General features: G+C 59.3%; 12 protein-coding genes. 10 read left to right on the plus strand and 2 right to left on the minus strand.

The annotated features are described in order from the left end of the window. Positions 1-180 precede the first annotated feature (180 nt). The 8 genes from C6A40_RS03580 (at position 181) to C6A40_RS03615 (ending at position 7,306) form a co-directional block, all read left to right on the plus strand. Positions 181-819 (plus strand): EAL domain-containing protein, encoded by a 639-nt coding sequence (locus tag C6A40_RS03580; protein ID WP_114191237.1) that lies wholly within the window; start codon positions 181-183, stop codon positions 817-819. A gap of 178 nt (positions 820-997) precedes the next feature. Beyond that, positions 998-1,492 (plus strand): Csu type fimbrial protein, encoded by a 495-nt coding sequence (locus C6A40_RS03585; protein ID WP_045335620.1) that lies wholly within the window; start codon positions 998-1,000, stop codon positions 1,490-1,492. Positions 1,493-1,494: 2 nt separating this feature from the next. Continuing rightward, positions 1,495-2,271: a fimbrial biogenesis chaperone gene (locus C6A40_RS03590; protein WP_025912124.1), complete on the plus strand. Its 777-nt coding sequence runs from the start codon at positions 1,495-1,497 to the stop codon at positions 2,269-2,271. Further along, a complete protein-coding gene (locus tag C6A40_RS03595; RefSeq protein ID WP_239991042.1) occupies positions 2,192-4,480 on the plus strand; it encodes a fimbria/pilus outer membrane usher protein in 2,289 nt (762 codons plus the stop codon). The genes C6A40_RS03590 and C6A40_RS03595 overlap by 80 nt, the downstream gene beginning before the upstream one ends. Beyond that, the gene (locus C6A40_RS03600; RefSeq protein ID WP_023326652.1) at positions 4,471-5,427 is read left to right on the plus strand and encodes a Csu type fimbrial protein; all 957 of its coding nucleotides are present in this window, start codon (positions 4,471-4,473) and stop codon (positions 5,425-5,427) included. The genes C6A40_RS03595 and C6A40_RS03600 overlap by 10 nt, the downstream gene beginning before the upstream one ends. 126 nt (positions 5,428-5,553) lie before the next feature. After that, positions 5,554-6,294, plus strand: a complete 741-nt coding sequence (locus C6A40_RS03605; RefSeq protein WP_058657708.1) for a winged helix-turn-helix domain-containing protein — start codon at positions 5,554-5,556, stop codon at positions 6,292-6,294. A gap of 2 nt (positions 6,295-6,296) precedes the next feature. Continuing rightward, the gene (locus C6A40_RS03610; RefSeq protein WP_025912120.1) at positions 6,297-6,770 is read left to right on the plus strand and encodes a hypothetical protein; all 474 of its coding nucleotides are present in this window, start codon (positions 6,297-6,299) and stop codon (positions 6,768-6,770) included. Positions 6,771-6,799: 29 nt separating this feature from the next. After that, a complete protein-coding gene (locus tag C6A40_RS03615) occupies positions 6,800-7,306 on the plus strand; it encodes a GNAT family N-acetyltransferase (RefSeq protein ID WP_045335617.1) in 507 nt (168 codons plus the stop codon). A gap of 229 nt (positions 7,307-7,535) precedes the next feature. On the opposite strand, the gene tsr is transcribed toward C6A40_RS03615, so the two are convergent. Together tsr and hpaR are read right to left on the minus strand one after the other, a co-directional pair. Next, the gene (gene tsr, locus C6A40_RS03620; protein WP_045335615.1) at positions 7,536-9,200 is read right to left on the minus strand and encodes a methyl-accepting chemotaxis protein; all 1,665 of its coding nucleotides are present in this window, start codon (positions 9,198-9,200) and stop codon (positions 7,536-7,538) included. Between the two features lie 83 nt (positions 9,201-9,283). After that, a complete protein-coding gene (gene hpaR, locus C6A40_RS03625; protein ID WP_008502106.1) occupies positions 9,284-9,724 on the minus strand; it encodes a homoprotocatechuate degradation operon regulator HpaR in 441 nt (146 codons plus the stop codon). A gap of 270 nt (positions 9,725-9,994) precedes the next feature. On the opposite strand from hpaR, the gene hpaG reads away from it, so the two are divergent. After that, complete coding sequence (hpaG, locus tag C6A40_RS03630) at positions 9,995-11,272, plus strand: 4-hydroxyphenylacetate degradation bifunctional isomerase/decarboxylase (protein ID WP_045335613.1); 1,278 nt, start codon at positions 9,995-9,997, stop codon at positions 11,270-11,272. Next, complete coding sequence (hpaE, locus tag C6A40_RS03635) at positions 11,269-12,735, plus strand: 5-carboxymethyl-2-hydroxymuconate semialdehyde dehydrogenase (RefSeq protein WP_023293348.1); 1,467 nt, start codon at positions 11,269-11,271, stop codon at positions 12,733-12,735. Before hpaG ends, hpaE begins: the two co-directional genes overlap by 4 nt. The last annotated feature ends 1 nt before the right edge of the window (position 12,736 follow it).

Here is a 12,736-nt window from a genome sequence, read left to right on the forward strand (position 1 = left end):
TGCACGTCGCGCCCGGCGTTCTGCCGGGCGCTTATGAAAATAAATAATCCTTTATAAATCTTATAAAATAGATAAAAACACTTTATATAAGCCATTTTTATCTATAAATATCCTGTCAAAATCCAAATCCATAAAATGTGCAGCTCCTGAAATCACCACGGAGCGTTACGCACTTTTATCATGCTAACCGGCTATAAGTTCGAATCCATCCGGGCACTGCGCAGTGAAAATGTGATTGCCTGGGAGGTATTGTCCACGGCAAAGCCCCACGTCAATCTTGAAGATTACTTTGGCTCGATGGCCGCGAACCAGCGTAAAGCGCACTTCTTTGCGCAGCTTCGTCACGCCATGTTTTGCAAGGATGGCGACAAGTATTACCTCAATGCGACATCGGATTTACTGCTGGACACGGACTTCCTCGACAGGCTCAAAGAAGAAACACCCTGCCCGGAGAGACTTGCTATCGAGGTCACCGATCTCCATTCGATGATACAACTCGACGATACGCAAAGCCGGGCGCTGCGGAAATGCATCGCAACGCTCCATGAGTGGGGGATAGAAGTGTGGGCAGACGATGTTTGCGAAGACCTTCTTCCCGAACTTCTGACCAGCCAGATCCGCTTCTGCGGCATCAAAATTGACAAACATACCTTCTGGAACGGACGGACCGAGCAGGCGAAGTTTCTGCATCTCACCCGCCAGTGCAAGCGCGTCGCCAGCAAGGTGCTGATCGAAGGCATTGAAACCGCAGGTGATTTCGCACTGGCCCGCGCCAGCGCGGCCGATTACGGCCAGGGCTATCTGTGGGGCAGAAAATGACCCCTCTCATTCCGAATGCTGGCGATATGGTCATCGTTCTGCGCGGCAATGCCTGTTTATGGCCTTGCCCCACTTGTTGCTGCCACAACCTGGCGGCATTCCATCAAAAACGCTGCCTGCTGGACGCTCAGTCATTCGCTTTGTAATTGCACTGTTACTCACGTCAGGAAATAAGATCATGAAAATTATTCCCACCGTTGTATGTTGTTCCGTTCTCCAGCTTCCTGCTGCTGCGATCGCCGCAGACAGCACCGCAAGCGCGACGATGCACGTATCACTTGAGGTCGTGAAGTCGTGCACCCTCAAAGCCAACGACCTCAACTTCTCGCGTCACGGCTCCGATGAGTCGAGCGAAATCCAGGCCAAAACGCAGGTCGATATCGTCTGCACCAACGGCACGCCGTTCACTCTGACCGCCACCAGCAACGACGGCGAAAATGGAACCTTCTGGCTGAAGCCGGAAAACGGCGACACGGGCGCGCAGAAGATTGCGTGGAAACTCTTTGCTGACGAAGGCAAACAGACGCAAATCACCGGCACGAATGGCCTGGACGATACCGGCAACGGTGCGGAACAGGAAGAAACGTTGTATGGCGTGATTGACGCCGGGGCGCTGACAACCGCCCAGGCAGGTACCTACAGCGACGATATCACGTTAAAACTGGAGTACTGATCGTGCGTCGCTATCTTTCCTGCTTCATTCTGTGGCTCATGATGCTGGCGCTGCTGTCACGCTACGCGCTGGCCGCCACGCTTCAGGTGGCCCCGGTAACGCTCGATCTGCAGAGCGACCAGCGGGCAGCGGCTATCTATCTCACTAACAGTGGGAAAGCGGCCATCCATGCGCAGATTCGGGTGTACGAATGGACGCAAAAAAACGGTAAAGATGTTCTGGTGGCCACCGGGGAGGTGGTCAGCAGCCCGGCGATGACATCACTGGCGCCGGGCCAGCAGCAGCTGGTGCGTATTATCGTCATGCAGCCCGGCATCCGTGCACAGGAGCAAAGTTACCGGCTGGTCATCGACGAACTGCCGGACGCCACGTCCCGTGCCGCCAATCCCACCGCGGTGCACTTCCTGCTGCGCTACTCGATTCCGGTGTTTATTGCCGGGAACCAGAGCGCGCCCGTCAGCCACGATGCCCTGAGCTGTGAGCAGTCTGAAATACCGGCCACCCTTCGCTGCTTTAATGCCGGAAACCGCCACATCCGTCTGAGCCACCTTGAGGCCCTGACGGCCGATGGGCAGGTTGTAGGGTCGATTAAAGGCCTGGCGGGCTATGTGCTCCCGGGACAAACCGCCCTTTTGCCGCTTAAACACGCTTCACGTCACGCGCTCAGCACGCTGCGCGTCTATCTCAATGATGACCACCATGCCAGCCAGATACCCCTGCGCCCGCTCGCTTCTCGCGCTCCTGTTTTGGCTACCGCTCATGCTGTCAGCCCGGACTGAACCCGCCGACACCGTACAATGGCTGGCCATTACCGTGAACCACGCCCCGCGAGGCGAGCTCTGGGCCTGCCGGGTGGTGGATAATGCGTTATGGATAAGCCGCAGCGACATGAAAAAGCTGGGGCTTCACGCCCCGGACGATCGCGCCGAATGGGTTGAGCTGACGTCCCTGCCGGGCCTGAAGGTTAATCTCGACGTGCTGTCCCAGCAGGTGTCGATTACCGCTGAGGCAGAGGCGCTCGAGGGCCAGCAGCATCTCACCGCCTCAAAGCCCGCGCCGATGTATCGCTACCCTGATGCGCAACCCGTCAGCGCCTATACGCTCGGATACGCGCTCTACGCCAGCGATGCGCAGGGGAAGCGCCAGCTCAACGCCCAGACCATGCTGACCGCATCCGGAGGATTACCCGGAACGTTCAGCAGCAGTTTCTCAAGCCATGCCGGGGAGGAAAACAGCGCCGGTCGACCGACCCACACGCGTCTCGAAACCCGCTGGCAGTGGGACAACACCGACTCGCTGACCACGCTGGCGCTGGGCGACAGCATCACCACCGGCGCACGCTGGAGCCGACAGGTGCGCTTTGGCGGGCTGCACTGGGCACGTAATTTTGAGCTCAATCCGCAACTCAATACTGAACCGCGCAGCCGCTACAGCGACACGGCCGTACTGCCTTCCACGGTCGATTTGTATATCGACGGCCTTAAGCAGAGCAGCCAGCGCGTCACGCCGGGTGACTTTCTGCTGGATACCCTGCCCTCCTTCACCGGAAGCGGGCAGGCGGAGGTGGTCATTACCGATATCAACGGCCAGCGTCGCACCGTACAGCTCGATCTCTACGGCGCGCCGGGCATGCTGGCGGAAGGGCTCAGCAGCGGTTCGCTGGACATCGGCTGGATGCGGGAAAACTACGCCCTGCACTCCGACGACTATGCCGCCTCGCCGCTGCTGGACGCGGGCTGGCGCTATGGGGTGAATAATCACCTGACGCTGGCGCTGCATACGGAGCAGCAGCGCAGGCTGCACAACGTGGGCACGGGCGCTGACTGGCTGGTCTCTCCCGCCGTAGGGGTGGTTAGCCAGCACGTTGCCGTGAGCGACAGCCCTTACGGTCAGGGCGTTCAGTGGGGCCTCGGCTGGCAGTGGAACGGCAGAGGAACGGGCATTTCTGCCAGCACCGTCCGCACCGAGGCGGATTTCGCCGACAACGCCCGCATGAGCGGTGCCGCCCCCGTCAGACGCAGCGACAGCGTTTGGGTAAGCCAGTCCGTCCCCCACTTCGGCACCGTGGGCGCGGGCTGGGTACAGCAGAACATTCAGGGCAGCACGCAGCGCTACCTCAATGCCTCCTGGTCGGTGTCGCTGCCGGCACACATCTCCACCACGCTGAGCTATACCCGCTCGTTTACGGATGCGTCGAGTCAGGTTCAGCTACTGCTTTCCGTCCCATTGGGTCGCGAGGACACGCTCTCCGTTCAGGCCAGCCGGGATAAACCACGCATGGATTACCGCCACCAGCCGGACGATGAGGCCGGCGGCTGGTCATGGGAGCTGGGCCAGGGCTTTGGCGAACGACGTGAAAGATATGCAGACGCAGGCTATCTGGGCCGCGCGGGCGAATGGCACGTTGGGCTGCAGCAAGGTGCCAGCCAGCGCAACCAGTACGCCTCAGCCGAAGGGAGCCTGACGCTGCTGGACGGCAGCCTGCACGCGCTGCGCTACATCCAGCAGGGCATGGCGCTGGTCTCCACGCACGGCATTGGGCACGTACCGGTGATGCTGGAAAACCGCCCGGCCGGTGAAACGGATGAAGACGGTTATCTCCTGCTGACCGACCTGCCGCGCTACCACAACAGCAAAGTCAGCATTAACCCGCTCGATCTGCCTGCCGATGTGATCGCCCCTGTAACCGACATGCATGCCAGACCGGGCAACAGCAGCGCGGTGAAAATCGAGTTTAACGTCCATCACGCCGTCACGGTTCAGGCCCGGCTGGTCGACAGCCGCCGCAGGCCGCTCCCGCTGGGCAGCGTCGTGTCAACGCCGCAGGGTGCCACCATCGTGGGCCGCGATGGCTTTATCTGGCTTGAAGATCCGCCCCTGCCGGGTGAACTGGTGGTGAAGACCGGTGAGGGAGAGTGCCGGGTCGCGCTTCCGGCGCCGCGCACCGGGTCATCTATACAGAATATCGGAGAACAACTGTGTCATTAAGAGCGCCGTTATTATTGCTGCTCGTCCTGTCCGTAAAGGCGATGGCGGCAGCCTGCTGGATAACCTCCATGCCCGCCATTAACTTTGGCAACGTCGTGGCGGGCAATACCACCTCCGTCAACACCGAGGTCAAGTTTAGCTGCCAGGCCGACAACGAGGGCAGGACGGAATATCTCAACGTCTGCCTGAGCAGCGTAGACGCCCCGCCCTTTGAGATGATCTCGCCGGGGGACCAGGAGGGAAAACAGTACACCCTCCTCTTCCGCCTGCTGAACGGCGCAGCACGCTCTCAGGAGCTGGGGCCTGCCAGCAGCGGGAACCTGATTCAGCAGACTCTGGCCGCGCAAAGCAATGCCAACGTCAGCGGTACCTTTCCGCTTATCGCTACCATTCCGGCCGGGCAAAGCCAGCTTCCGGCCTACCACTATTACAACTACAACATGAATCTGCGCATCGCCTGGCACAGCGCCCTGCGTCAGGATGCCCTGCAAAACTGCTCGGACGGTTCCGCAGAGGGGGAGCAGGTGCAGGGCGGCACCAGCGCGCAGGCCGAAATCAGCCAGGGATGCTACATCGAGCGCGTGACGCCCCTTAACTTCGGCACCCTGACCAGCACCGCGACCCTGCGTCCGACGCGTTCCACCGCCACCCTGACCACGCGCTGCCCGGCCGGAACCGCATTCACCCTTGCCATGGGCAAAGGCAACCATGCCAGCGGTAATCAGCGGCAGCTCTGCAACAGCGAGGGCCAGTGCCTGCGCTACGGGCTCTGGCAGGATGAGGCGGCCACGCAACGCTGGGGAGATCAAAGCAGCGGCGATGCGCTGCAGGTCACCAATCCCGCTGGCGGCACCCAGAACTACACCGTTTACGGCGAGGTCCCGGCACAGCCGCTAACCGGTACCGGGGAATTTATTGATGACGTGATTATCACGCTGACTTATTAAACCACCCAAAATCCTGTCTGGATCAATGTTATCGGTAACAGTGGCGTTAAAATAGCCAGCAATGCAGCCCGGAAGGCGTAGACCTTCTCTTTTTATTTTTTATCTCTGTTTTTATTACAACAACTTATGAAATACCTGCTTGCTGACGCCATCGTCTATAACGACGAGGACGGTTCTGTTTCTCTTATCAATGCGCCGGATGAGGATGCGCAGCTCCTCACCTGTACGGCCAATACCATCATGAAGCTGCTGGTACAGCATCATGGGAACGTGGTTGAACGGGAAACCTTTCTCCAGGAAGTCTGGGATCGGCGAGGGCTTCAGGGATCTAACAACTCCTTAAACCAGTACATCAGCATTTTGCGCAAGATGCTGGCGGCCCTGCTTCCCGACGCGCTGCTTATCGTTACCGTACCGAAAACGGGCTTTATGCTCAGCGCGGACGTTACGGTCACTCCGCTGGAGGAGGCTCCACCGACCGCCGAAACGGCGAAACCTGCATGGCGCGTTCGCCCGGAATGGCTGTTCTGCGGCGCGCTCACGCTGGTCGTCGTTGCGCTATGCCTCTGGATCGCGCTAACCAAGCCAGAAAATTCACAAAGGGAGATCCATCTGCTGACGCATATCGGCACCTGCCCGGTCTACACCTTTACGCCGCTGGCGGACGTATTTCACGGGAAGGCAATAACGCTGGCGCAAACGCTTCAGAAGGACGGCCATCTTCCGTGCCTGAAAAATTCAATTTTCTACATGCACATTCAGAGAACGCTTTTCTACGGCCACGAAGGGCGGCTGGTGCTCTCCCAATGTTCCCTCACGCAGGGTAAAGCCAGCGCCTGTCGTACGCTTTACTATTACGAGTGGTGATGATGAGACACAAAAAAGTTTGGCTAACCCTGATCCTCAACCTGCTGCTGCTGGGCACCGTGCTGGCGTGGTACTTTCACACGCCCCCGCTGTCGGTGGCCTGCGACGGAAACCTGACCTTTTCCGACCGGCGCGACAACCACGATTTCACCTTTGACGGTGAGATCATTATGCGTTTTCATCCCGACAAAACCGGGTACATCACGGTTAACGGCAGCGTGGTGAATGCCCCACGCAGCTGGGAGGTTTCCCGCCAGGAGATGTTTAAATGGCGTCACGTGGAGGGCGAACTGTATGAGATCGCTATTCAAAAAGTGGAGCGTTTTAGCCATGACGCCATGCCGCCCGGGGTCTTTGAAAAATACGTTGCCGGCCTGACGCTGGGCAATAAAAGGCTTCTGACGATCGAGCGCACGCCGGAAGACGCGCTGGTGATCAGCAATTTCTATTCGCCGGTGCTGATCTGCTCGGAATAATGTCGACGGGTCAGGCTATACTTGCCGCCATGACTCTTCGCATTCGCCCCACCACCCTCAACGACATTGCCGCCCTGCCCGCCATTGAACGCGCGGCGGCCGGGCGCTTCCGTGACTTCCCGGCACTCGCCTGGCTTGCCGGTGGCGAGGTCATTTCCGCTGAGCAACACCTCGACTATGTCGAACGCGGGTTAAGCTGGCTGGCGCTGGCAAACGACCAGCCCGTCGGGTTTATCCTTGCCGAAGCCCATCCGTCTTCACTGTTTATTGTCGAACTCTCGGTTGATCTGGACTGGCAGGGAAAAGGGATCGGCAGGCAGCTCATCACCCGCGTGGCAGACCATGCCCGTAACAGGGGGATGACAGCGCTGACGTTGACGACGTTCAGGGACGTCCTGTGGAATGCGCCGTTCTATGCGCGGCTGGGGTTTGAAAAAATAACGACGCTGACGCCTGAACTGCGTCAGAAAAGGGAAGAAGAGACGGCGCACGGTTTCGCGTATGAAACGCGCTGCGCCATGCGCCTGCCTCTGTAATACCGCCCGGTGGCGCTGCGCTTACCGGGCCTACAAAACCACAAACCGTAGGCCGGGTAAGGCGTAACCGCCACCCGGCAAAAGCCACAAACCGTAGGCCGGGTAAGGCGCAGCCGCCACCCGGCAAAAGCCACAAACCGTAGGCCGGGTAAGGCGCAGCCGCCACCCGGCACAACCACGAACCGTAGGCCGGGTAAGGCGCAGCCGCCACCCGGCACAACATACGGCGTTAGAACGTTTCCCAGTTATCACCTGCATCAGCGGTAACCGTTTTACGCGCCATCGCCGGTGCTGCAACGGTTTTCGCAGAAGCGAACTCACGCGCTTTCATCTGCTCCTGCTGAATGCGGAACACCGCCACGGCCTGGGTCAGACGGCTTGCCTGCTCTTCCAGTGCGGCCGCCGCTGCGGCAGACTCTTCCACCAGCGAGGCGTTCTGCTGGGTCACGCGATCCATCTCTGCCACCGCCAGACCGACCTGGTCGATACCGCGGCTCTGCTCGTCAGACGCAGAGGCGATTTCACCCATGATGTCCGTGACGCGGGTAACCGCATTCACGATCTCACCCATGGTTTCACCGGCGCTTTCGACCAGCGTTGAACCCACTTCCACGCGACCCACGGAGTCTTCGATCAGGCTCTTGATCTCGCGTGCCGCCTGGGCGCTGCGCTGGGCCAGGTTACGCACTTCACCTGCCACCACCGCAAAACCACGGCCCTGCTCGCCCGCACGCGCCGCTTCTACCGCCGCGTTCAGTGCCAGGATGTTGGTCTGGAAAGCAATGCCGTCGATCACGCTGATAATGTCGGCAATTTTCTGCGAACTGCCCGCGATATCGCGCATGGTCTGCACCACGTTGTCCACCACTTTGCCGCCTTTCTGCGCGGTTTCAGAGGCGCTCAGCGCAAGATGGCTCGCCTGACGGGCGTTCTCGGCGTTCTGCTTAACGGTCGCCGTCAGCTGCTCCATGCTGGCAGCGGTCTCTTCCAGGGAAGCGGCCTGCTGTTCAGTACGGGAGGAGAGGTCGTTGTTGCCCATCGCGATTTCACTCGCGCCGCTGTAGATCGCATTCGCGCCGTTACGCACGTCGCCAACGGTACGCACCAGTTCGCCCTGCATATGACGCAGCGAGTCGGCCAGTTCACCCATCTCGTTGGTGCCCTGAACCTCAATGCGCTTCACCAGATCGCCGCTGGCGATATGGCGAATGTTGTCGATCAGACGATTCAGCGGGGAGATCAGCGTCTGCTTGATGTTGAGCCAGACGGCCACAATCACCACCAGCACGGCAATCAGGACGCTAATCAGCACCCAGATAGCCTGGCTGTAGGAGCTGTTGCTGTCTTCGACCGCCATCTGGTACAGCTTGTCGTTCTGCTGCAGGTAGCTCACGTACTGCTTCTCAAAACCGTCCTGGTAACTCTGGGTTGGCTGGTCGAAGAAGGCGTTGATTTTGCCCGCGCCCAGCAGCTGGATCAGCTCCGCCAGCGCGCCGTGGTAAATATCATAGTTACGCTTGATCTCCATGGCATCCGCATCGCTTTGACGCGGATCGCGCGGCAGGGCTTCGTAGGCAGCCCAGTTTTTTTCCGCCTGTTTCAGAGACGCAGACGCGATTTGCATCAAATCGTTCACGGTCGCGCCGCTGCCGATATTGCTCTGATCCATCATGTAGCGGATACCCGCACGGTTCAGGGTATTACGGGTTTGCAGCAACGCTACCCAGCTGGCGTTCAGCGTGGACTGTTGCTGGCGAATGGTTTGCAGGACGGTGAAATTCTCTTTGTCATTCTTCAGAGCATTAAAGAAAAGACCACCGGATGTGAGTTGTAAAAGGCCAAATATCGCTAAAACCAGCATTAAGCTGGTGACAATCTTGATACGGTTTAACATGTTTTCTCTTTCCTCAGACAGATACAGAATTTTCGGCCTGGAAAGGGAAAACTTTACGAAATTCATCCTGAAATTTGTGGTTTTTACTCTTCTTCCCGCGCTGCGTTATGTCGGTTTCCGAGTTCAATAAACTCTTCCAGCAGCGCCGTCAGCTGTTTCATCTTCTCCGGCGTATATTCCGCCTCAATCTGCTGATACGCCTCCTCTACCTGCGCCTGGGCGTGCTCATACAGCGCATTGCCCTCTTTGGTCAGCGAGACGTACAGCTTGCGCTGGTCGTTCAGCGGCTTTAAGCGCAGCACCAGGCCGTCGCGCTCCATGCGCGTCAGAATGCCGGTGAGGCTCGGGCGCAAAATGCAGGTGCGAAACGCCAGATCGTGAAAATCCATCGACGGATGTTCAGCCAGCACGCGCACAATGCGCCACTGCTGCTCGGTCAGGTTATGGCGCTTCACGATCGGACGGAAGTAGGACATCGCCGCTTCCCGCGCCTGCAGCAGCGCGATGGTTAATGAATCATGCATAGCCTCTCCCCTTCACATCATTAACACGTAAACAATTCATAAAAGATGCTTTTATAAACAACACGTTTTCCGTCAAAAAGTCTAACAGAAACCCACTAATTTTATTAACCATCTGATTTTAATATCAATAAAAACCAATATGTAAATTTATTGTTATTCGTATCACAAATATTTCACTTCTGATTGCGAAATAATCAGCAAAAGCATAAAACCAGATCATTAACATATTAATGAAATCCAAACCGGACCTCCGGCCTGAGGAGTATGTGAATGAAAGGTACCGTCTTTGCCGTCGCCCTCAACCATCAGAGCCAGCGCGAAGCCTGGCGAGAGGCGTTTGAAAAAGCCCCCTACAACACGCCGCCGAAAACGGCGGTGTGGTTTATCAAACCGCATAACACCGTGATCCGTGCAGGCGAGCCCATTCCGTTCCCGCAGGGGGAAACGGTGCTGAGCGGCGCTACGGTAGCGCTGGTGGTCGGTAAAACCGCCAGCAAGGTGCGCGTGGAGGACGCCGCGGCGTACATCGCCGGATATGCGCTGGCCAACGAGGTGAGCCTGCCGGAAGAGAGCTTCTACCGTCCGGCCATCAAGGCCAAATGCCGCGACGGATTCTGCCCGCTCGGCGAACCGGTCGCCGTTGATAACGTGGATAGCCTGACCATCATCACGGAGATCAACGGCCGCGAAGCGGACCACTGGAACTCCGCCGATCTGCAGCGTAACGCTGCCGAACTGCTGAGCGCCCTGAGCGAGTTCGCCACCCTTAATCCCGGCGATGCGATCCTGCTCGGTACCCCGCACAGCCGCGTTGAGATCCGCCCGGGCGATCGGGTGCGTATTCTGGCGGAAGGATTTCCACCGCTGGAAAACCCGGTGGTGGACGAGCGCGACGTCGCTAGCACGCACCGCACGCCGCCGCACGCCACGCTGTTTGCCCTCGGCCTGAACTATGCCGATCACGCCAGCGAGCTGGACTTCAAGCCGCCCACCGAGCCGCTGGTCTTTATCAAAGCGCCGAACACCTTCAACGGCGACAACCAGACCTCGGTGCGCCCGAACAACGTCGAGTACATGCACTATGAAGCGGAGCTGGTGGTGGTCATCGGCAAAACCGCCCGCAAGGTGAGCGAAGCCGAGGCGATGGACTATGTTGCGGGCTACACGGTCTGCAACGACTACGCCATTCGTGACTATCTCGAAAACTACTACCGCCCGAACCTGCGGGTGAAAAGCCGCGACGGGCTGACCCCCATTTCCCCCAACATCGTGCCAAAAGAGGCCATTCCGGACCCGCACAACCTCGCCCTGCGCACCTTCGTCAACGGCGAGCTGCGTCAGGAAGGCACCACGGCGGATCTGATTTTCAGCATCCCGTACCTGATTGCGTACCTGAGCGACTTTATGACCCTGCAGCCGGGCGACATGATTGCCACCGGCACGCCGAAGGGGCTCTCCGACGTGGTGCCGGGCGATGAGGTGGTGGTGGAAGTGGAAGGCGTGGGACGCCTGGTGAACCGAATTGTGAGTGAGGAGACGGCAAAATGAAAAAGATAAACCATTGGATCAACGGTAAAAACGTCGCGGGCAGCGACTACTTCCAGACCACTAACCCGGCCTCCGGCGAGGTCCTGGCAGAAGTGGCCGCCGGCGGCGAAGCCGAAATCCATCAGGCCGTTGCCGCCGCCAAAGAGGCGTTTCCGAAGTGGGCCAACCTGCCGATGAAGGAGCGCGCGCGCCTGATGCGCCGCCTGGGCGATCTGATCGACCAGAACGTGCCCGAGATCGCCGCCATGGAAACCGCCGACACCGGCCTGCCGATCCACCAGACCAAAAACGTGCTGATCCCCCGCGCCTCGCACAACTTCGAATTCTTCGCCGAGGTGTGCCAGCAGATGAACGGCAAGACCTACCCGGTCGACGACAAGATGCTCAACTACACCCTGGTGCAGCCGGTGGGCGTCTGCGCGCTGGTGTCGCCGTGGAACGTGCCGTTTATGACCGCCACCTGGAAGGTCGCGCCCTGTCTGGCCTTAGGCAATACCGCGGTGCTGAAGATGTCCGAGCTCTCCCCGCTGACCGCCGACCGTCTGGGCGAACTGGCCCTCGAAGCGGGTATTCCGGCGGGCGTGCTCAACGTGGTGCAGGGCTACGGCGCGACGGCAGGCGATGCGCTGGTGCGGCATCACGACGTGCGCGCGGTCTCTTTCACCGGCGGCACCGCCACCGGGCGCAACATCATGAAAAACGCCGGGCTGAAGAAGTACTCCATGGAGCTGGGCGGCAAATCCCCGGTACTGATTTTTGAAGACGCAGATATCGAGCGCGCGCTGGACGCCGCCCTGTTCACCATCTTCTCCATCAACGGCGAGCGCTGCACCGCGGGCTCGCGCATCTTCATCCAGCAGAGCATCTACCCGGAATTCGTGAAGCGCTTTGCCGAGCGCGCCAGCCGCCTGCGCGTGGGCGACCCGACCGATCCGAACACCCAGATTGGCGCGCTCATCAGCCAACAGCACTGGGAAAAAGTCTCCGGCTATATCCGCCTCGGCATCGAGGAAGGCGCAACCCTGCTGGCGGGCGGCCCGGACAAACCGACCGATCTGCCTGCGCACCTGAAGGGCGGCAACTTCCTGCGCCCGACCGTGCTGGCGGATGTTGATAACCGCATGCGCGTGGCGCAGGAGGAGATCTTCGGGCCGGTGGCCTGCCTGCTGCCGTTCAAGGACGAAGCGGAAGGGCTGCGCCTGGCCAACGACGTGGAGTACGGCCTGGCGTCGTATATCTGGACCCAGGACGTCAGCAAAGTGCTGCGTCTGGCGCGCAGCATTGAAGCCGGCATGGTGTTCGTCAACACCCAGAACGTGCGCGACCTGCGCCAGCCGTTTGGCGGCGTGAAGGCCTCCGGCACCGGCCGCGAGGGCGGCGAGTACAGCTTCGAGGTATTCGCGGAGATGAAGAACGTCTGCATCTCCATGGGCGACCATCCGATTCCAAAGTGGGGGATCTGAA

The sequence above is a fragment of the Enterobacter sp. GER_MD16_1505_Eko_090 genome, assembly GCF_003331015.1.
Lineage (GTDB): Bacteria > Pseudomonadota > Gammaproteobacteria > Enterobacterales > Enterobacteriaceae > Enterobacter > Enterobacter roggenkampii.

Coding starts and splice junctions, on each gene's coding strand:
- C6A40_RS03580 (WP_114191237.1), top strand. CDS start 181: ATGCTAACCGGCTATAAGTTCGAATCCATCCGGGCACTGCGCAGTGAA.
- C6A40_RS03585 (WP_045335620.1), top strand. CDS start 998: ATGAAAATTATTCCCACCGTTGTATGTTGTTCCGTTCTCCAGCTTCCT.
- C6A40_RS03595 (WP_239991042.1), top strand. CDS start 2,192: ATGCCAGCCAGATACCCCTGCGCCCGCTCGCTTCTCGCGCTCCTGTTT.
- C6A40_RS03605 (WP_058657708.1), top strand. CDS start 5,554: ATGAAATACCTGCTTGCTGACGCCATCGTCTATAACGACGAGGACGGT.
- C6A40_RS03610 (WP_025912120.1), top strand. CDS start 6,297: ATGAGACACAAAAAAGTTTGGCTAACCCTGATCCTCAACCTGCTGCTG.
- C6A40_RS03615 (WP_045335617.1), top strand. CDS start 6,800: ATGACTCTTCGCATTCGCCCCACCACCCTCAACGACATTGCCGCCCTG.
- tsr (WP_045335615.1), bottom strand. CDS start 9,200: ATGTTAAACCGTATCAAGATTGTCACCAGCTTAATGCTGGTTTTAGCG.
- hpaR (WP_008502106.1), bottom strand. CDS start 9,724: ATGCATGATTCATTAACCATCGCGCTGCTGCAGGCGCGGGAAGCGGCG.
- hpaG (WP_045335613.1), top strand. CDS start 9,995: ATGAAAGGTACCGTCTTTGCCGTCGCCCTCAACCATCAGAGCCAGCGC.
- hpaE (WP_023293348.1), top strand. CDS start 11,269: ATGAAAAAGATAAACCATTGGATCAACGGTAAAAACGTCGCGGGCAGC.